This window comes from Amycolatopsis sp. WAC 04169, assembly GCF_003947535.1.
Lineage (GTDB): Bacteria > Actinomycetota > Actinomycetes > Mycobacteriales > Pseudonocardiaceae > Amycolatopsis > Amycolatopsis keratiniphila.
Genome location: NZ_QHJI01000007.1, coordinates 586,911 through 608,984, shown reverse-complemented (window position 1 = coordinate 608,984; position 22,074 = coordinate 586,911). Strand labels below are relative to the sequence as shown.

Annotated in this window: 3 protein-coding genes; all 3 read left to right on the top strand. The window is 66.9% G+C overall.

The window, feature by feature from the left end; translation table 11 throughout:
* The first annotated feature begins 31 nt into the window (after positions 1 to 31).
* From DMC61_RS21905 to sbnA, 3 genes are read left to right on the top strand one after another with little or no spacing between them, the layout of a single operon-like run.
* Entirely contained in the window at positions 32 to 20,284 is a 20,253-nt protein-coding gene (locus DMC61_RS21905) for a non-ribosomal peptide synthetase (RefSeq protein WP_199750062.1), read from the top strand.
* A gap of 3 nt (positions 20,285 to 20,287) precedes the next feature.
* Positions 20,288 to 21,055 carry a thioesterase II family protein gene (locus tag DMC61_RS21900; protein ID WP_125690880.1) on the top strand — a complete coding sequence of 256 codons (768 nt, stop codon included), beginning with the start codon at positions 20,288 to 20,290 and terminating at the stop codon, positions 21,053 to 21,055.
* A gap of 26 nt (positions 21,056 to 21,081) precedes the next feature.
* Entirely contained in the window at positions 21,082 to 22,062 is a 981-nt protein-coding gene (gene sbnA, locus DMC61_RS21895) for a 2,3-diaminopropionate biosynthesis protein SbnA (RefSeq protein WP_125690879.1), read from the top strand.
* Positions 22,063 to 22,074: the final 12 nt, after the last annotated feature.

Sequence of the window (22,074 nt, the reverse complement as noted above, 5' to 3'; positions counted from 1 at the left end):
CGAATTCGCGACAGCGGAAGGAACGACAGCCATGACCATGGGGGAACTCGAAAGCGCTGACATGGAGGCGCTCAGGGACGAAATCCTGCGGCGACGGCTGGCCGGCGAGTCCCGCGGCAGTCGACTCGCCATCGAGCGTGTCGATAGGTCGGGGCATCTGCCGCTGTCGTTCGGGCAACAGCAGATGTGGTTCCTCAACCGGCTCGATCCGGAAAGCGCGGAATATCTGATCCCCCTGGCTTTCCGGCTGCGCGGCGAACTCGATGTCTCCGCATTGACCGAGGCCGTCTCGGAGATCGTCGCCCGGCACGAGGTGGTGCGGACCCGATATGTGCTGACCGGTACCGAACCGGCCCAGATCGTGGATCCGGCGACGCCACTCGAACTGCCGATCGAAGAGATGCCGGGACGTTCGATCGCGGAACGGCGTGCCCGGGCACACGAGTTGGTCGAGCGGGAAGCCAGGACTCCGTTCGATCTCGAGTTCCAGTGGCCGATGCGAGTACGGCTGGTCCGCATCTCCGCGTCCGAACACCTCATGACGATCGTGTTCCATCACATTGCCTTCGACGCGTGGTCGACGCGGGTTCTCGGCATCGAGCTGAGTGCTCTCTACAGCGCGTTCGTGGAGGGTGGCCCGTCACCGCTGCCACCGCTACCGTTGCAGTACGCGGACTATGCCGCCTGGCAGCGCCGGACGGTGGCCGGTGCCGTGCTGAAAAGGCAACTGGACTACTGGCGCGATCAGCTCGACGGCAACGAACCGGTCGACCTACCCGCGGATCATCCTCGGGCTCCCGTACGCGATCACCGGGGCGGGAGCGTCCCGATCACCTTGACCCCACAGCTGTCCGCACGGATACGTGAATCGGCCGGGAAACTGGGGACGACCCCATTCGTCGTGCTGCTGACCGCGTTCCAAGTTCTCGTCGCCCGTTACACCGGCGAGACCGACGTGCCGGTGGGTACGGTCGTTTCCGGCCGGACCCGTCCCGAACTGCAGGAACTCATCGGTTATGGCATCAACAACCTGGTGATGCGCGGTCGCTGGACCGGTGACCCGGGTTTCGGGGCGCTGGTCGAGCGGTCACGGGGTAACCTGATCGCCGCTTACGAACACCAGTCGGTGCCGTTTCCCACGCTGGTGGACGAACTGCGCCCGGAGCGGGACATGTCCCGTACCCCGCTTTACCAACTCGCCCTGACGATGCACGAGCAGCGCGGCGAACTGTTCGACCTGCCCGGTCTGCTGGTGGAGCCGGTCGAGCTCAGTGGTGACATCGCCAAATGCGACCTCGAACTTCAGATAGAAGACTCGCCGGACGGGTCCTTGCGAGGCCGTTTCGTCTATGCGACCGGCCTTTTCGAGGCCGCGACGGTCACTCGCCTGAGCAGCCACTTCACGCGCCTGCTGGACAGTGCGCTGACGGATCCGCACGCGCCTGTCTCGCGATTGGAACTACTTGACGACGCGGAGCGGATGACGGTCACCGGGCCACCGCTGGACGATCCCGAGTTTCCGTCCCTGACCGTGCATGAGGTGTTCGAGGCACGGGCCGCCGAGACCCCTGACGCGGTGGCTGTGGTGTTCGACGGGATCGAGCTGACCTACGCGGAGCTCAACGCACGAGCGAACCGCCTCGCCCATCGTCTGCGCGACCTCGGGGTCGGCGCGGAGGATTTGGTCGGGGTTTGCCACGAGCGCGGGATCGAGCTGATTCCGGCTCTGCTGGGAGTGATGAAGTCAGGGGCCGGCTACGTGCCATTGGATCCGGTGAACCCACCGGATCGTCTGGGATTCATTGCCGCTGACGCGGGCGTGTCGGTGTTGGTTACTGACTCGGCTCAGGCCTCGTCGCTCCGTGGGATATTCGAGGGCGAACTGGTCCTGTTGGACGATCACGAACGGGAACTCACGCATTTCCCCGTGACGAACCCTGTTCCGGTGTCCGGTGCGGACAACGTGATCTACGTGATCTACACGTCGGGTTCGACCGGGCGGCCGAAGGGCTGCGTGGTGACCCACGCGAACGTCTTGCGGCTCATGTCGACGGCGGACGAGCACTTCGGGTTCGGTGCGTCAGACGTGTGGTCGCTGTTCCACTCCTTCGCCTTCGACGTCTCGGTGTTCGAGATGTGGGGAGCGCTGCTGCATGGCGGCAGAGTGGTCGTCGTACCCAGGGATACCGCACGGTCGCCTGAGGAACTGCTCGACCTTCTCGCCGAGCAAGGCGTCACGATCTTCAGCCAGACTCCCTCGGCGTTCCGGTCACTGGTGGCCGCAGTCGATGAAACCCGACTTGGTCGGCTGGCGTTGAGGTCGGTGGTCTTCGCCGGGGAAAAGCTGGAGACCCCCGAACTGAGACCGTGGGTGGACCGGCTGGGTCTGGATCGGCCCGCGCTCGTGAACATGTACGGGATCACCGAGACCACCGTGCACACGACCTGGCATCGGGTTTCCGAGGCGGATCTGGAGTCGCGCGCAGGCAATCCGATCGGTCGACCACTCAGCGATTCGAGGATCTACCTCCTCGACGGGGCGGGAAACCTGGTGCCGCTCGGAGTGCCGGGGGAGATCTGTGTCGGCGGTCCGGCGGTGACACGCGGCTATCTGAACCGTCCCGCGCTGACCGCCGCGCGCTTCGAGCCGAATCCGTTCGGTCCGCCGGGCTCCCGCTTGTACCGCAGCGGAGATCTGGCGCGGCGCGGGAGCGACGGGAGTCTTGAATTCGTCGGCAGGGTCGATGATCAGATCAAGATCCGCGGCTACCGCATCGAGCTCGGTGAGATCGAGACCGCACTGCTCGCGCATCCGGGGGTGAGGGACGCGGTGGCGATCGTGCGAGAGGACAAGCCCGGAGACAAGCGGCTCGTCGCCTACCTGGTGCCCGCCGATGGCGAAACACCGACGGTGGCCGAGCTGCGGGCCGCGTTGAGCCGTGACCTACCTGAGTACATGGTGCCGTCGGCTTACCTGAATCTGACGGAACTCCCGCTGAACGCCAACGGGAAACTGCACAAGTCCGCGCTACCCGCGCCGGGGCCGGACGCTTTCGCGATGACCGCCTACGTGGCACCGAGAACCCCGGTTGAGGAACGGGTCGCGGAGGTGCTGGCCGAGGTGCTCGGCGTCGATGAGGCCGGTGTCCACGACAACTTCTTCGACCTCGGTGGTGATTCGATCCGGGCGGTGGCCTTGGTAGGAGCGCTACGGGCCGAAGGATTCGACCTGGCGGTGCGGGACGTGTTCGACCGCCGTTCGGTCGCGGGCCTGTGCGAGCTCATCACCGGGAGATCCGCTCTGTCAGAGGACGACTTGGCGGTCACCAAACCATTCGAGCTCATCTCTCCCGCTGACCGGCTCCGGGTGCCGGAGGGAATCGTCGACGCTTACCCGCTCTCGCAACTCCAGACCGGAATGGTCGTCGAGATGATGGCCGACGAAGGACAGAACAACTACCACAACGTCACCTCCTTCCGTGTCCGCGATGACCGTCCCTTCTCCTTTCCGGCGTTCCGGCGGGCCGCCGAGATCCTGGTCGAACGACATGAAGTCCTGCGGACTTCGTTGCACCTCACCGACTTCTCGGTGCCGATGCAGCTGGTGCACGCGACCGCCGAAGTCTCCACCGGGATGCGGGACATCACCGGCCTCGCCGCGGAGGACGCGGAGAAGGCCGTGCGTGAGTTCGCGCGGAAATCGCGCACGGTGCTGTTCGACCTCGCCACTCCGTCCTTGGTGCGGTTCTTCGCCCACGCGGCCGAGGGCGGTTGGTGGGTGTCGATCACCGAATGCCATCCGATCCTTGAGGGCTGGAGTTACCACTCGATGCTCATGGAGCTGCTCGGCTGTTACCAGCGGCTCCGGGACGGCGCGTCGCTCGAGCCGTATCAGGCACCGGCGGTCCGGTTCGCCGACTCCATCGGCGCGGAGCTGACCGCTTTGGACTCGGCGGGCGATCGGGACCACTGGCGCGGTATCACCGACAGCTACCCCAAGTTCCGGTTGCCCACGGGGTGGGGTGACGAGCAGGACTCCCCGCGAACGACGCACCGCGTGCGGGTCGGCTGGGCTGATCTGGAGGGTGGTCTACGCGCGCTGGCGGCCGCAGCGCACGCCTCACTGAAGAGTGTCATGCTCGCTGCGTACCTGAAGGTGCTGAGCCAGCTCACCGAGGAGCCGGAATTCCACGCGGGCCTGGTCTACGACACGCGTCCCGAGGTGTTCGGCGCCGAGCGGGTGTACGGGATGTACCTGAACACATTGCCGTTCCCCTTCACCCGCTCGGCGACCACCTGGACGGATTCGGTCCGGGGACTGTTCGTGCGAGAGGCCGAATCGTGGCCGCACCGCCGATATCCGTTGCCCGCCATCCAGCGGGACCGCGGTGACGCGCAGCGCCTGATCGATGTGTTCTTCAACTATCAGGACTTCCGTCAGGTCGACCTGGCGCTGGTCGACGACGCGGCCGGTATCGACGACAGCCCCACCGAGTTCCCCCTCACCATCTCCTCGCGCAACAAGCACATCCACCTCACCGCGGATTCGCGGTCGCTGAGCTTGGCCAACGTCGAGCGGATCGCCGGGATGTTCCGGTCCGTGCTCGAAGCCATGGCCGCCGATCCGGACGGTGACGCCGGAGCGACTTTCCTGCCCGAGGGTGAACGGGCTCGTGTCCTGACCGAATGGGCGGACCGCTCCGAGCCGGTGACACGTGGTCTGTGTGAGCTGTTCGTGGAACAGGCCACGCGGACACCGGACGCGATCGCGGTGGTGGCCGGTGACGTCCGGGTGAGCTATTCGGAACTGGCGTCGCGCGCGGACCGTTTCGCGTGCTATCTGCGAGCCGCCGGGGTCGGGCCCGAATCGGTGGTCGGGGTTCTGCTCGACCGGAGTGTGGATCTGCTCGTCACCCTGCTGGGAGTGTGGCGGGCGGGTGGCGCCTACCTGCCACTGGACCCGGCTTTCCCCGACGACCGGGTGACGAGTCTGCTCTCCGACGCGCGTGCGACGGCCGTCGTCGTCGGAGCGGCTTATCAGGACAAGATCGGGGAGGAATTCGACGGAAGGGTGGTCGTACTCGACCGCGAAAGAGCGGCGATCGAGGTATGTGCTGGGCCGATCCCGCCGGTGCCCGCCGATCCCGACCGGCTTGCCTATGTCATCTACACGTCAGGTTCGACCGGGCGGCCGAAAGGTGTGGCGGTAACCCATCGGGGGCTGGCCAACCACGTGTCGTGGGCCGTACGGGAGCTGGCCGCGCTGGGGACCGGTGGTGCCCCGCTGTTCTCCTCGATCGCCTTCGACCTCGTTGTCCCGAACCTGTGGGCGCCGTTGATGGCAGGCCAGGCGGTACACCTGCTGCCCCAGGACCTGGATCTCGGGAGGCTTGGAGAGCTATTGACCGCCGGCGCTCCGTACAGCTTCGTCAAGCTCACGCCTGCCCATCTCGAGGTGCTTACCCACCAGCTCGCCGCCGGGCAGGCGGCCTCCCTCGCCTCGGTACTGGTCGTCGCGGGTGAGGCGTTGACGAGACGGTTGGTCGGGGCGTGGCGTGAACTGGCGCCGGCGGTGAAGCTGATCAATGAATACGGACCGACCGAGGCGTCGGTCGGTACCTGTGTTTCCCCGATCGAAGGAACGGTGACCGCCGATGTGCTGCCGATCGGTCGTCCGCTGCCGAACATGACGATGTACGTGCTGGACGACCTGCAACAGCCGGTCCCCGTAGGAGTGACCGGGGAGCTTTACGTCGGCGGAACGGGCGTGGCGCGAGGCTATGTCGGGCGCCCAGAGCTGACCGCGGACCGCTTCCTGCCCGACCCCTTCGGCCCGCCGGGAGCGCGGTTGTACCGCACGGGGGATTTCGTGCGGATGCTACCGAATGGCGAAGCGGACTTCCGCGGTCGTCGTGACGGACAAGTGAAGCTCCGTGGTTACCGGATCGAGCTCGGCGAGGTGGAGGCGGCACTCGGTGACCTGGCGTCCGTATCGGACGTCAGAGTGGTGCTACGCGAGGATTCCCCCGGTGACAGGCAACTGGTCGCCTATGTGGTCCCGGCCGAGAACGGGGGGTTCTCACCCGGTGCCTTGCGTGCCGAGCTCGGGACGAAACTGCCCGAATACCTGATCCCGGCGAGATACGTGGCGCTCGATTCGATTCCGTTGACCGCGAACGGAAAACTCGACTATCGGGCGCTGCCCGTCCCGGACGAGGACTCGATCTCCCGGACGGGGTTCGTCCCGCCGAGGACACCGATGGAAGAGCGTGTCGCGGCGGTTTGGCGCGAGGTACTCGGTGTACGCCGGGTCGGCGTGCACGACGAGTTCTTCGAGGCCGGTGGTGATTCGATCCGCGCGGTCGCTCTGGTCGGAGCCCTGCGGGCGGAAGGGGCGGCATTGGCCGTCCGTGAACTCTTCGAGCGACGGACCGTCGCAGGCGTGGCGAAGCTGCTGACCGGCCGGTCGACGTCGACCGTGGCAGACCACACCGCCGTCGCGCCGTTCGAGTTGGTCACCGAAGAGGACCGCGCGGCGCTGCCGGACGGTGTCGTCGATGCCTATCCGCTGGCGCGGAATCAGATCGGTATGCTGGTCGAACTGCTGGCCGACGAGACCCGGAACAACTACCACAACGTCAACGTGTACCGGGTGAAGGACGACGGACCGTTCGACCCCGCGGCCTTCCGGGAGGCGCTCGAGCTGGTCGTGTCGAGGCACGACGTGCTGCGTACGTCGGTGCATCTGACCGGGTTCTCGGTGCCGCTGCAGATCGTGCACGGCCAGGTCGAGGTTTCGTGCGAGGTACAGGATCTGCGGGATCTCGACGAGCCGGAGCAGCGAATCGAAACGGCCGCGTCGGTGGCGGCGGAACGTGCCGACGTATTCGACCTCGGTGCTGCCCCGCTGCTGCGGGTCTTCGCCCAGTTGACCACCGACAGTACGTGGAACTGTGGCTTCACCCAGAGCCACGCGGTCATGGACGGCTGGAGCAATCAGCTGTTGCTCGTGGAACTCGTCGGCTGTTACCAGCGTCTTCGGGACGGCCGCGCACCAGAGCCATACGAGCGGCCTTCGGTGCGTTTCGCGGATTCCGTGGTGGCCGAGCGTGCCGCGGTGGAATCCGCGGAGGACAACGCGTACTGGCGGGAACTGGTCGGACGGCATGCCAAGTTCGTGCTGCCCGCCGACTGGCACGGCGACTTGACCGTCGCGCCGAAGCAGGTACGCGCGGGCACGAGCTATGCCGACGTCGAGGACGGACTCAACGTCCTCGCCAGGACGGCGCGCGCCTCGATCAAGAGTGTGCTCGTCGCCGCGTACCTGAAAGTGCTGAGCCAGCTCACCGACGAGCCTGCGTTCCACGCCGGCCTGGTCACCCACACGCGGCTCGAGGAACGCGGAGCCGACCGGGTGTACGGCACTTTCCTGAACACCTTGCCCTTCCCCGCGGACCGATCCGCCAGGACCTGGTCCGAACTGGTGCGCCAGGTGTCGAACCGGGAAATCGAAGCTTGGCCCCACCGGCACTTCCCCATGCCCGCGATCCCCGGCGAATCGGGACGCGGGCGACTGGTGGACGTGTTCTTCGCCTACCTCAACTTCCACCGGCTCGACGAGGACGCGGTCGGCGAGGGTTGGGGGCTCAACGAGGCTCCCAACGAGTTCGGACTCGGCTTCACCGCCCTCGACGGCGTGCTCAGCCTGCGTTCCCACTCCCACGTGCTCAGCCAGGCGAACGCCGACCGGATCATCGGAATGTTCCGCTCGGTGCTGGTGGCGATGGCCGCGGATGTGGAAGGTGACGCGCGGAAGGCGTATCTGCCGTCCGGGGAGCGTGAGTGGCTGCTGGACGCAGGGGGAACCCGTGCGGACGGACCGGTGTCGTGCTGCGTGCACGAGGTTTTCGAAGCTCAGGCCGCAGCGTCGCCGGAGGCGGTGGCCGTGGTCGCCGACGGGATCGAACTGTCGTACGCGGAGCTGAATCGCCGGGCGAATCTGGTCGCCCATCACCTGCGCCGCCTTGGTGTCGGCGCGGAGTCCCTGGTGGGGGTTTGTCTCGATCGAGGGGTGGATCTGCTTACCACCTTGCTCGGGGTGGTGAAGTCCGGCGCGGGCTATGTCCCGCTGGACCCGGTGAACCCTGCCGACCGCCTTGGTTTCGTCGCCGCCGACGCCGGCGTGTCGGTGGTGGTGACCTCGAACTCGCACGGTCCCGAACTGGCCGGCGTCTTCGATGGTGAAATCGTGATGCTGGAGCGCGACCACGACCTGCTCGCGGTGGGGCCGGAAAGCGATCCGGAGCCGGTGTCCTGTCCGGACAACGTGATGTACGTGATCTACACGTCCGGTTCTACAGGGCGTCCGAAGGGCTGCGTGGTGACGCATGCGAACGTGCTGCGGTTGCTGGAGGCCGGGCGCGCGGAGTTCGACTTCGACGCGGGCGATGTCTGGACCCTGTTCCACTCCTATGCCTTCGATTTCTCGGTGTGGGAGATGTGGGGGGCGCTGCTGCACGGTGGGCGGTTGGTGGTCGTGCCGCGGCAGGTGACCCGCTCGCCGGAAGACTTCCTGGATCTGATCGTCCGACGACGGGTGACAGTGTTGTGTCAGACCCCGTCGGCGTTCCGGGCACTGGCCGCCGCGGCGGCATCCGATGCTCCGGCGATCGAACGGTCGGCGCTGCGAACGGTCATCTTCGGAGGCGAGATGCTCGATCTCGGTGAACTCGAGCCGTGGGTGGACCGTCTCAGCCTGGCACGGACCGCACTGGTGAACATGTACGGCATCACCGAGACCACTGTCGTCACCACTCGCCACCGACTCACCGCGAAAGATTTCATCGAGCGATCACTGAGTCCGGCAGGGTTTCCCCTGTACGGCCAGACAGTCCACGTCCTCGATCGGAGTGGCGAGCCGGCGCCGATCGGGGTACCCGGCGAAATCCACGTCGGCGGTTCGGGAGTCGCGCGCGGCTACCTGGCCCGGCCGGAGCTGACGGCGGCCCGATTCGTGCCCGATCCGTTCGGTCCACCCGGATCGCGGCTCTACCGCAGCGGTGACTTGGCGCGAAGGCAGCCCGGCGGAGGCCTGGACGTTCTCGGACGTCTCGATCAGCAGGTGAAGATCCGTGGCTACCGGATCGAACTCGGAGAGATCGAGGCTGTGCTGGCCGCACACGCCGGGGTGAGGGACGCGGTGGTGATCGCCCGCGAAGACAGTGCCGGCAAGCGAACCCTTGTCGCCTACTACGTCGGAACCGGTACAGGATCCGTCTCCGGCACCGAGTTGACCGCGCACTGCGCCACCAGCCTGCCCGACTACATGGTGCCGTCGGCCTTCGTCGTCGTCGAAGCGATTCCCTTGACCACCAACGGGAAACTGGACGAGCGAGCGTTGCCCGCACCGGACGACGACTCGTTCGCTTTCGCCGACTACATCGCACCCAGGACGCCGGCCGAGGAGCGCATCGCCGCGGTCTGGCGTGAAATGTTCGCGGTGCGGCGGGTCGGGGCCCACGACGGCTTCTTCGAACTCGGTGGTGATTCGATCCGCGCCGTGGCGCTGGTCGGCGCGCTGCGTGCTGAAGGCATGGATCTTTCGGTCCGGGACGTGTTCGACCATCCCACAGTGGCCGGCCTCGCCGGCTCGGTGACCGGCCGTTCAGCGCCCACCGCCGCCGAGGAACGCGTCGCGCCGTTCGAGCTGATCTCGGCCTCGGACCGGGCCGAACTGCCGGAGGGCGTCGACGACGCTTACCCGATCTCGCAGATTCAACTCGGTGTACTCGTGGAGATGCTTGCCGACAGCGGCCAGAACCCTTACCACGGCACTGCCTCTTACCGGATCGCCGATGACCGGCCGTTTTCGACCGATGCCCTGCGTTCTGCCCTCGCGCTCGTGGTCGGCGGTCAGGACGTGCTGCGTACCTCTTTCGACCTGTCGAACTACTCCGTACCCATGCAGTTGGTGCACACGGTGGTCGAGGTCCCGTTGACCGTCCACGACATGCGAGCCCGGGACGAGACCGCTCGGTACCAGCTACTGAACGAGTATGTGGAAGCAGAGCGGTCCGCGGTGTTCGACTTGAGGATCGCTCCACTGCTGCGGGTGGGGGTGCATCTAGTGGACGACGGCTGGTGGCTGTCGCTCACCCAATCGCACGCGGTCGTCGACGGGTGGAGTCTGTACTCGCTCATGTCGGAACTGATCACCGGCTACCGCCGATCGCGGGACGGCTTGCCCGACCCGGCGCTCGGGACCTCGCCGCTGCGCTTCGCTGACGCGATCGCGGCCGAAAGCCGGTCGCTCGTCTCCACGGCGGATCGCGGGTACTGGCGCGGTCTCGTCGAGAGCCATCCTCCGTTGGCGTTGCCGCCAGGGTGGGGTGGCGGCGGCGTGGAGCCCGACGAGGCCTACACCCTTCAGATCGAGGTGGCCGATCTAGCCGACGCCTTGCGAGCCTTCGCGTCCGAAGTGAAGGTCTCGCCGAAGAGCGTGCTGCTCGCCGCCTTTGCGAAGACGATGAGCCAACTCACCGAACAGCCGACCTTCCACACCGGGCTGGTCTGCCATGTCCGGCCCGAGACGGCGGGGGCGGATCGGGTCTACGGAATGTACCTGAACACGCTGCCGCTCGTCGTCGATCGCACCGCGCGCACCTGGCGAGAACTGGTGCGCGGAGTGTTCGATCGCGAGGCCGGGTTGTGGCGGCACCGCAGGTTCCCGTTGCCCGAGATCCAGCGCATGGCGCCCGGCACGGGACGGTTGATCGACGTTCTTTTCAGCTACTTGGATTTCCAGGCGGTCACCGACGGTTCGGTCGCCACCGGCTCGGGATTCGGAGCGAGCGCCACCGAGTTCGCGCTTTCGGTGACCGGCTCCTTGCGCGGGCTCAGTCTCAAGGCACGGACGCGGACCCTGGACAGGGTGAACGGTGAGCGGGTCGCCGGGATGCTGCGTGCGGTACTCGAAGCGATGGCGGCCGATTCCGGAGGAGATGCTCGAGCGGTGTACCTGCCCGCTGAGGAGCGGGAGTGGCTGCTGTCCAACGGTGTCGCCGAGTTCGTTGAGTCGTCGCCGCGACTTCTGCACGAGGAGTTCGAGGCATGGGCCGCCGCCACTCCGGAGGCGGTGGCGGTGGTGGCCGACGGGATCGCGCTGACGTACGCGGAGGTCAACGCACGGGCGAACCGGCTCGCCCATCACCTGCGAGGTCTGGGGATCGGCCCTGAGTCACTGGTGGGGTTGTGCCTTGATCGCGGGATCGAGCTGGTTCCCGCGATACTCGGGGTGGTCAAGTCCGGGGCCGGATACCTTCCGATGGACCCGGTGAACCCGACGGACCGGATCGGGTTCATGGCCGAGGACGCAGGTGTTTCCGCGGTGGTGACCGAGTCCGCGCTGCTGCCGTCGCTCGCGGCGGTCCCAGTCGGCGATCTCGTGGTGCTGGATCAGGACAGTGCGCTGTTGGAACGGCTGTCTGAGGCGAATCCACCACCGGTGTCCGACCCGGACAACGTGTTGTACGTGATCTACACCTCGGGGTCCACCGGGCTGCCGAAGGGCTGCGTCCTCACGCACCGCAACGTGCGGCGGTTGTTCGAGGCGCTCCGGGAGCGAATCGAATTCGGCCGTGACGATGTCTGGGCATTGCTGCACTCCTATGCCTTCGACGTGTCCGTGGCCGAAATGTGGGGTGCGCTGTCGTACGGGGGGAAGCTCGTGCTGGTTTCCCGAGAGGTGAGCAGGGCGCCGGACGAGCTCCTCGACCTGCTGGTCGAGCGCCAGGTCACCATGTTGTTCGAGACTCCCTCGTCGTTCCGGTCGTTGGTCGCGCTGGCGGCCGAAGACGATCCTCGGATCGACCGCCTCGCCCTGCGTCTGGTGAACATCGGCGGTGAGCCACTCGAGGCGTCCGACCTACGAGCCTGGGTGGAGCGAGTGGGTTTCGCGCGTCCCGTCACGGCCAACGCACACGGCATCACCGAGACCGCGGTGATCGACACGTTCCACCGCATCGGCGCCGCGGACGTCGACGCGGGCGGTGTGCTGCCGATCGGCCGCCCGCTGCGGGACGTGACACTGCACCTTCTGGACGAAACCGGTGAACTGGTCCCGGCCGGGGTGACGGGGGAGATCTACATAGGCGGGGTCTCGATCGCCCGGTGCTATCTGGGCAGGCCGGAACTGACCGCGGAGCGGTTCGTACCCGACCCATTCGGCGGCCCAGGGGCGCGGCTCTACCGCACCGGGGATCTGGGTCGGTTGCGGCCTGATGGGGAGTTGGAGTTCGCCGGGCGCGTCGACGAGCAGGTCAAGATCCGCGGCCACCGGGTCGAACTCGGCGAGATCGAGGCGGTGCTCGGCCTGCACCCTGGGGTCGCCGAGGCGGTCGTGGTGGTGCGCGAAGACGACCGCGGCACCCGTCTGGTCGCTTACTGGGTCGCGGCGGACGACGAACCCCCTCCGGCGGATGAACTGGCAGCGCACTGCGCGGCCGGAGTTCCCGAGTACATGGTCCCCTCCGCGTACGTTTCCCTGGAAACGATTCCGTTGACCACCAATGGAAAGCTGGACAGGCGGGCGCTTCCCGCGCCGGCGGGTTTTGATGCGGCGGCAGGGGAGTTCACGGCCCCTCGGACCGAGCTGGAGGAGCGGCTCGCCGCGGTGTGGAGCGACGTGCTCGGAGTCGACAAGGTGAGCGTGCACGACGATTTCTTCCTGGCCGGTGGCGACTCCATCCGCGCGGTGACGCTCGTCGGCGCGCTGCGGTCGACCGGCTTCGACGTGTCTGTACGTGACGTGCTCCGGATCAGGACCGTGGCACGGCTCGGTGAGGAACTCGCGGACCGGGCACCGCTGGTGGCCGCCGACACGTTCGTCGCACCTTTCGAGTTGGTCACCCCTGAGGACCGGTCCGTGCTGCCGCCCGGCCTTACCGACGCCTATCCGCTTTCGCAGGCGCAGACCGGAATGCTCGTCGAGATGCTGGCAGGTGTGGCGAACACCTACCTCAACGTTTCGACCGCCTTCGTCCGCGACGATCGGCCCTTCTCGCTCACCGCGCTGCGGGAAGCGGTCGCGATCGTCGTCACCCGGCACGACGTACTTCGGACTTCGGTCGACCTGACCACTTACTCCGTGCCGATGCAGCTGGTGTGGGACGAAGTGCAGATTCCTTGTGGCTATGACGATCTGGCCGGACTCGACGAGGCCGGGCAACGTATGGAGCTGGCCGCCTTCGTCGAATACGAACAGACGCGGGGGCTCGACCTCACGGCGCCTCGGCCGCTGTTCCGCATTCACGCGCACAGAAGCGGCGATCACGGGTGGTTCTGCACCATCACCCAGAGCCACGCGATCATGGAAGGGTGGAGCTACCACCTCCTGCTGGCCGAACTGATCGAGTGCTATCGGCGGATCAGGGACGGTGCGGAGCCGGCGCCGTACGAGGCACCGCCGGTGCGATTCGCCGACGCGATCGCGGCCGAGCTCACCGCGATGAAGTCCGACGATGACCGGAGGTTCTGGCTGGGCGTGGTGCGCGAATACGAACCGTTCGTACTGCCGCCGACATGGGCGGATCGAGGCGCCGAACCGGTGAGCTACGGACTGCGGATTCCGCTCGAGAACCGGGATCGGTTGCGAGCCCTGGCGGATGGAATCGGAGTTCCGTTGAAAAGCGTGCTTCTCGCCGCGCATCTCAAAGTGCTCAGCCAGCTTACCGACGTGCCTGCGTTCCACAGCGGACTGGTGGCGCACACCCGCCCCGAGGCGCCTGGCGTCGAGCGCGGCTACGGGATGTACCTGACCACGATGCCGTTTCCCTTCGACCGGTCCGCGCCGACCTGGCGAACACTGATCCGCCGGGTCGCCGATCGGGAGGCCGGGGCGTGGGCGCATCGGTTCTACCCGATGCCGGAGATCCAGCGGATCGCCGGCATCGGCGGCCGCCTCATCGAAGTGATGTTCAACTACGTCGACTTCAGTCGTGCCGACGGTCTCGGCGGCGGGTCGGCGGAAGTGGTGGCTAGTTCCGCGCCGACCGAGTTCGGCCTCGCCGTGCACGCGCACTCCGACGAGTACCTGCATCTGCGCACCAACACCTCGGTACTTACCAAGCCCAACGCGGAACGAGTGGCGGGAATGTTGCGCACGGTCCTGGCGGCGATGGCCGCTGACGGCGACGGTGACGCGCGGGCGGTGTACTTGCCCGCGGGCGAACAGGACCGGTTGCCCGGCGGCTCGGCGGTCGAGTCCGCGCCTTCGGCGTCGCGGTGCGTCCACGAAGTGTTCGAGAGGCAGGTCGCGGCGGTGCCGGACGCGATCGCGGTCGTGGCTGGAGAAGCGCGTCTTTCGTATGCGGAGGTGAACGCGCGGGCGAACCGGCTGGCACATCACCTTCGTACGCTCGGAGCGAGCGCCGAGGCAGTGGTGGGAGTTTGTCTTGATCGTGGGCCGGACCTGGTGCCCACGCTGCTCGGCGTGATGAAGTCAGGCGCGGCTTACGTGCCGTTGGATCTGGCGAACCCGATTGAGCGGCTCGGTCACGTGCTCGCGGATTCGGGGGCATCTCTCGTGGTCACGACATCCGCGTGGGCGGCGCAACTCGCCGAGGTGTTCGACGGCGAGCTCGTGGTGCTCGACGAGGAGGGCAGTGGACTGTCCGCGTCCCCGGATACGAACCCTTGTTGGTCGACGGATCCGGAGAACCTCATTTACGCGATGTACACCTCGGGGTCGACCGGCCTGCCGAAAGGTGTCGGGGTGACGCACGCGAACGTGGTGCGGTTGATGGAGGTGGTCGAACAGCACTACTCGTTCGACGGGACGGACGTATGGGCTGCCTGCCACTCGTTCGCGTTCGACGTGTCGGTGTTCGAGATGTGGGGGGCGTTGCTGCACGGCGGCAGGTTGGTCGTCGTCCCGGCCGAGGTGACACGATCCCCGGACGAGTTCCTCGACCTGTTGGTCGACGGCGAAGTCACCATGTTGTGCCAGACACCGTCGGCGTTTCGCTCCCTGGTGTCTGCGGCGGCCGCAGATGACGCGCGCATCGGCAGGCTGGCGCTGCGCGCGGTGGTCCTGGCGGGGGAGAAGCTGGAGGTCACATCGCTCAAACCGTGGATCGACCGGCTGGGGCTCGGGCGGACCGCGTTGGTGAACATGTACGGACCGACCGAGCTGACCGTCTACGCCACCTATCACCGGCTGGTGAAGCGCGACCTCGAACCGGGGGTGAACAGCCCGATCGGACGGCCGTTGTCGGATCTCCGGGCGCGGCTGCTGGACGGGTTCGGGAATCAGGTGCCTGCAGGGGTGATCGGCGAACTGCATGTCGGCGGCCCGGGTGTGGCACGCGGCTATCTGAATCGACCGGAGCTCACCGCGGAGCGGTTCGTCCCCGACCCCTTCGGTCCGCCGGGATCCCGGGCGTACCGGACCGGCGATCTGACCCGCCTGTCGGCGGACGGGGGCCTCGACTTCATCGGCCGGAGCGACGATCAGGTCAAGATCCGCGGCCACCGGGTCGAGCCCGGTGAGGTCGGAGCGGTACTGGCGTCACATCCGGCGGTCCGCGAAGCAGTCGTCGTTTCACGTGAGGCTGCGGCCGGTGATCATCGGCTGGTCGCGTACTTCGTCCAGGAGGGAGCGGCTGCGCCGGACGCCGGGGAGTTGCGGAGCTTCCTCGGTCGTGCCCTGCCCGACTACATGCTGCCCGCGGCGTATGTCGACGTGGAGCGCATTCCTCTCACCTCCAACGGAAAGCTGGACAAACGGGCCTTGCCGGATCCGACCGCGGACGCGTTCGCCCAACGCGCGTACCTGGCACCGAGAACGCCCCTGGAGGAACGAGTCGCCTCGGTGTGGGCCGGAGTGCTCGAACTCGACGAGGTCGGCTTGCTGGACGGCTTCTTCGACCTCGGCGGCGACTCGATCCGGGCGATCGCGATGGTCGGGGCACTTCGTGCGGAGGGGTTCGACGTCGATGTACGGGACGTGTTCGAGCAGCAGACGCTGACCGAGTTGTGCGCCGTTCTGGCCGGCCGATCCGCGTTGCGGGAACGGGACGAGGCCGTCGCACCGTTCGCGCTCGTGGGCGACGAGGACCGGATGAAGCTCCCGCCAGGCCTCAGCGACGCCTACCCGCTGACCCGGAATCAGGCAGGCATGCTCGTGGAGATGCTGTCCGGTACGGGACGTCGCCGGTACCACGTGGTGAATTCGGTTCGTTTCGACGACGGCAAGTCGTTCTCGGGCGAAGCGTTCCGGCGTGCGGTCGCCGAACTGGTTGCACGGCACGAAGCCCTACGTACCTCAGTGGATCTCGAGACCTACTCCGTGCCGATGCAGTTGGTACACGCCGAGGTGGTACTGCCGGTGACACTCGTGGACCTCGGTGACTCGGACGAAGAGGGACAGCGGCGGATACTGGCCGATTTCGCCTCGGCCGAAGCCGGAAACCTGTTCGACCACGAGAACGCCCCCTTGCTGCGAATCACCGTGCATTCGAGCGATGACGGCGGTTGGCAGTGCACCTTCACTCAGTCGCACCTGATCGTCGATGGCTGGAGTTTCGATATCTTGCTGCGGCAGCTCATCTCCGAGTACCACCGTTTCCGGGACGGCGCGGAGCCCGCGCCGTACAAGCGACCCGAGGTGCGTTTCGCCGATGTGGTCGCCAACGAGCTGAGGACGCTGGACTCCGAAGAGAGCAGAAGCTTCTGGCGCGGAATCGTGGACACGCACGAGAAGTTCGTGCTTCCGCCGGGATGGGGCGCGGATTCGGACGCCCCGCTCGAGGCGTACAGCCTGCGGGTACCTCACGCCGACCTCCAGCCTGGACTTCGGGAACTGGCCATCGTGGCGAAGGCCGGTATGAAGAGCGTCCTGCTCGCGGCCTTCCTGAAGGTGATGAGCCAGCTCACGGCTGAGCCGGCCTTCTTCGTGGGGTTGACCAGCCATGTCCGGCCGGAGGTCCATGGCGCTGACCAGGTGTACGGCATGCACTTGAACACGCCGCCGTTTCCGATGAATCGGACCGCGCGTACTTGGCGCGAACTGGTGCGCCAGGTGTTCGACCAGGAGTCGGTGATGTGGCCGCACCGGTTCTTCCCGATGCCCGCCATCCCCCACGATGGCGCGAACGGTCAACGGCTCGTCGATGTCTACTTCAGTTATCAGAAACTGGATCCCTCCGAGGTCGAGGCCGCGGTGCCCGACGCGACCATGAGCTCTGCGGCCAACGAATTCCCGTTCTCCGTCAGCACTGGTAGGGATGAGCTCGTCCTGCGCACCCACACCCACGCAGTGAGCAGGCTCCACGGCGAACGGATCGCGGACATGGTGCGCGCGGTGCTGACGGCGATGGCCGCCGACCCGGATGGCGACGTCCGCACCGTCTTCCTGCCAGCCGACGAGCGCGCACGGCTGCTGGGGGCGTGGGCAGCCAACCCGGGTGAAGCGGTCACCCAGTGCGTACACGAGCGTTTCGAGCAGCAGACCCAGCTCACCCCGGACGCACCCGCCGTGATCGCGGCCGGTACGTCGACGGCGTATGCAGCGCTCGATGCCAAGGCGAACCGGTTCGCCCATCATCTGCGGGTACTCGGGGCCGGACCGGAAACCGTGGTCGGTGTGGTGCTGGACCGGGACGAAGAGCTGATCGCCACCTTGCTGGGGGTCTGGAAGGCGGGCGGGGCGTACCTGCCGATCGACACGTCGACTCCGGCCGATCGAGTGGCCTTCCTGTTGGCCGACGCGGGAGCGTGCGTCGTCGTGACCAGTTCCTCGTACGTGGGACACGTCCGTGGTTTCGACGGAGAGGTGGTGTTGGTCGACCAGGACGAGGATCGGCTCGCCGCCGCGCCGTCGTCACCAGTCGGTGTCCCGGCCGATCCGGACCGGCTGGCATACGTGATCTACACGTCAGGGTCCACCGGGCGGCCGAAGGGTGTCCAGGTGCCGCACCGTGGTCTGGCCAATCACCTGAGCTGGGCTGTCGACGAACTCGCCGCTCGCGGTGACGGCGGGGCGCCGGTGTTCTCGTCGGTGGCCTTCGACCTCGTGGTGCCGAACCTGTGGGCACCGCTGCTCGCGGGGCAGCCGGTGCATCTGCTGCCGCCGGATCTGGACCGGCTTGGGGAGAACCTGACCGAGGCGGCGCCGTTCAGTTTCGTGAAGCTCACGCCGGCCCATCTGGAGGTGCTGGCCCAGCAGCTTTCGCCCGCCCAAGCAAACAGGCTGGCGTCGGTGCTCGTGGTGGCGGGAGAGGCGTTTTCCCGTCGTGTCCTGGCCACGTGGCGGAAGCTGGCGCCTTCCATCCCAGTGATCAACGAGTACGGGCCGACCGAGGCTTCGGTCGGCAGCTGCGTGCACCCCATCGAGGGGTCGGAATCGGGCGATGTGCTGCCGATCGGTCGCCCACTGCCGAACGTGACCGTCCAAGTGCTCGATGGGAACCTCGAGCTCGTTCCGGTCGGGGTGGTCGGTGAGCTGCATATCGGCGGTCCAGGGCTGGCCAGGGGCTACAGCGGCCGGGCGGACCTGACGGCGGAGCGGTTCGTGCCGAATCCGTTCGGTGAGCCGGGCTCGCGACTCTACCGAACCGGTGATCTCGTGCGGACGCTGCCCAACGGCGAACTCGACTTCCTCGGCAGGGCGGACAGGCAGGTGAAGCTCCGCGGCTACCGTGTCGAGCCCGCCGAGGTCGAGTCGGCGGTCGCTGGGCACCCGGACGTCACCGAAGCCAGGGTGCTTCTCGACGAGGGGACCGATGGCAAGGGACGGTTGGTGGCGTACCTGGTCACGAACGGCGGTGTCGAAGTCGATCAGGAAGCCCTGCGTGCGTACCTGAATGGCATCCTGCCTGAACACTTGATCCCTTCGACGTTCGTGCCCGTCGACGCCATGCCGCTGACCGCGAACGGCAAACTGGACGAACGTGCCCTGCCCGTCCTGGCGGCAAGGCCGGGGCGGGAATACGTGGCGCCCAGGACACCCACCGAACGGGCGCTAGCCGGGATCTGGGCCGAGGCGCTCGGGGTGCCGAGGATCGGTGTCGGTGACTCGTTCTTCGACCTCGGCGGTCACTCGGTCCTGATGATCAAGGTGGTCGCCGAGGCGCGGCGGGCGGGCTTACCGGTCAGCCTGGTCATGTTCACGCAGGACCTCACACTCGCCCACCTGGCTGCGGCCGTCGATGGGGCTGCCGAGGCGGCGCCCACGCCGATCCGCAGTGCCTCGATTCCCTCGCCGATGCCGCTCATGCGTGCGAACGAGGTGCCCGGTGCCAGTGTGGCCATGATCGAGGGTGGGGAGTTGGTCGCCGCGGCGGGCTTCGGCGAGCTGACCGCAGGAGGCGACCCGGTCACTCCGGAGACGCTTTTCCAGGTCGGCTCGTTGAGCAAGCACGTCACCGCGCTCGGGGTGTTGCGGCTGGTGGGCTGCGGTCTTCTCGAACTCGACGTCGATGTCCGCCACTACCTCACGGGATGGAAGATCCCGGGCGGGGTGGAGGCCCCGCCGATCACCGTGCGACAGCTGCTCGGACATCGCTCGGGTCTCGCCCCGAACCCCGGAAAAGGCTACCCGCTCGGCGGGGTTCCCTCACTGCTCGACGTGTTGTACGGCAGGCCACCCGCCATCAACCCGCCGGTGACGAGAGAGGAGCGACCGGACACCGTTTTCCGAAAGGCGAACGTGCACTTCTCGGTGCTGCAGCAGATCATGTCCGATGTCACCGGCCAGCCGTTCGCCGAGCTCATGCGGGACCTTGTGCTGGACCCACTCGGCATGCACGGCAGCGACTTCGATCAGTCGTTCCCGCAGCGCGCCGGCAGGCCGGTCGCGCGCGGCCACCACATCGACGGGACCGCGGTCGAGGGCGGCTGGCTGATCCGCCCCGACCTGGCCGCGGCGGGGCTCTGGGCGACCGCGACGGATCTCGCCAGACTGGCGATCGAGGTCCGGCGCTCTTGGCTGGAACGGCCACTCGCCCTCTTCGCCCCGCAGTTGGTGCGGGAGCTGCTGACACCACATCCGGAAAGTGCTTATGGACTCGGCACGGTCGTCGACACCGCCGGAGCCGACCCGCACTTCGGGCATGGCGGCGAGCCGGTGGGTTATCACGCCTTGAGCACGTGCAGGGTGCGGTCGGGTTCCGGCTGGGTCGTCCTGACGAACGGCGTGGGAGGAGGACGAGTGATCCGGAAGCTGGTGCTCGGTGACCTCGCCGACCAGGGAACATCCCGTTCGCGACCGTCGGCGAACGGGAGGTGAGCGATGCTCGCCGGATCTGACTGGTTCCGGGTCCACGTTCCGCGGCCGAACGCGCGACTCCAGCTGATCTGCTTCCCGTACGCGGGTGGCTCCGCCAGCGTCTTCAGGGAGTGGGGGGACATGCTGCCCCTCGTCGAGTTGATCTCGGTGCAGTACCCGGGTCGACAGGATCGCGTCGGTGATCCTTTCGCCGTCACTCTCGCCGAATTGGCGGACCGGCTCGCCGAAAAGATCCAACCCCTCCTCTGCCGACGGACGGCGTTCTTCGGGCACAGTATGGGTGCCATCGTCGCCTTCGAGGTCGCGCGGAGGCTGCGGCCGCGGTTTCCGTCACCGTTGACGAGGCTGTTCGTTTCGGCTTGCAATCCACCGGCTGAAGCCCGACCTCGTGGCTTGAGCTTCGACGACACCGAACTCAGGGACTATGTCCGGGAATTGGGCGGCGCGGATGCCACCACATCGACGGAAGACGACGAGCTGTGGCAACTGGCGTTGCCCCCGTTGCGTGCCGATCTGCGGCTCACCGAAACCTATCGGTATGTTCGCGGCGCGCCGTTGGCCTGTCCTATCACGGCGATAGCCGGCGACGAGGATGCCTTCGCCACCATCGAGGAAATGCGGCGCTGGCGAGAGCATTCGGTTGCGGGAACGGATATTCGAGCGCTGCCGGGCGGGCACTTCTATTTTGACGATTCGCTGCCGGAACTCGCAAAATTATTGCAGAGTGAACTGGACACGGGAAGAACCTCGACGGTCCGTTCGCCCGGCTGAGCCATCGAAAGTCGGAAAGGGGAATGATGCCGGTCATCGGATCGCCAGAGCAGTACACTGAGAACGACCTTTACGTGACTCTGGAGAACATCTACGACCGCCGCCTCTACCTCAAATGCGAAGGTTTCAACTTCGCCGGTTCGATCAAGCTCAAGGCCGCCGCCGAGATGGTGGACACGGCGGAGCGGAAGGGACTGATCGGGCCGGATTCGATACTGGTCGAGTCCTCGTCGGGAAATCTCGGAGTCGCGCTGGCGATGCTCGCCACCGGTCGAGGGTATGCCTTCCTGTGCGTCACGGACACGCGCTGCACGCCGGCGAACCGGCGCCTGATCGAGGCATTCGGTGGTGTCGTGCATGTGGTCACCGAACCGGACCCGGACAGTGGCTATCTGGGGGCCAGGATCGCCCATGTCCGGAGGCTGTGCTCGGGGAGCTCTCGCTACGTCTGGCTTGACCAGTACTCGAATCCGGGTAACTGGATCGCCCACTACCGGCACACGGCGCCGGGTATCGCGGACAGGTTCCCCGATCTGGACGTACTGTTCGTCGGTGCCGGTACCACGGGGACGCTGATGGGATGCGCCCGCTTCTTCCGGCGGAACCGGCCGCGGACCCAGGTGGTGGCCGTGGACGCGGTGGGATCGGTGACATTCAGTGGAGCCAAGCCCGGCCCGCGGATGATCCCGGGTATCGGCACGACGGTGCGGCCCGCGCTGCTCGACGAGGCTTGGCTCGACGACGTCGTGCACGTCGCCGAGCCGGACGCGATCGAAGCCTGCCGTCGAATGGCAGCCCATGGGTTCCTGTTCGGTGGGTCCACCGGTGCGGTGGTCAGCGGAGCACTGCGGTGGTTGACGGAGCATGAGGCTCGTCCGGAAACGAGTGCGGTGGCGATCGCACCCGATCTCGGTGAGCGGTACCTGGGCACCGTGTACCGGCCCGACTGGGTCAGGGAAACCTACGAAAACGGGAAGACAGACCTGTCGAACGCGTCCTTCGGTTGACGCGACATCCGA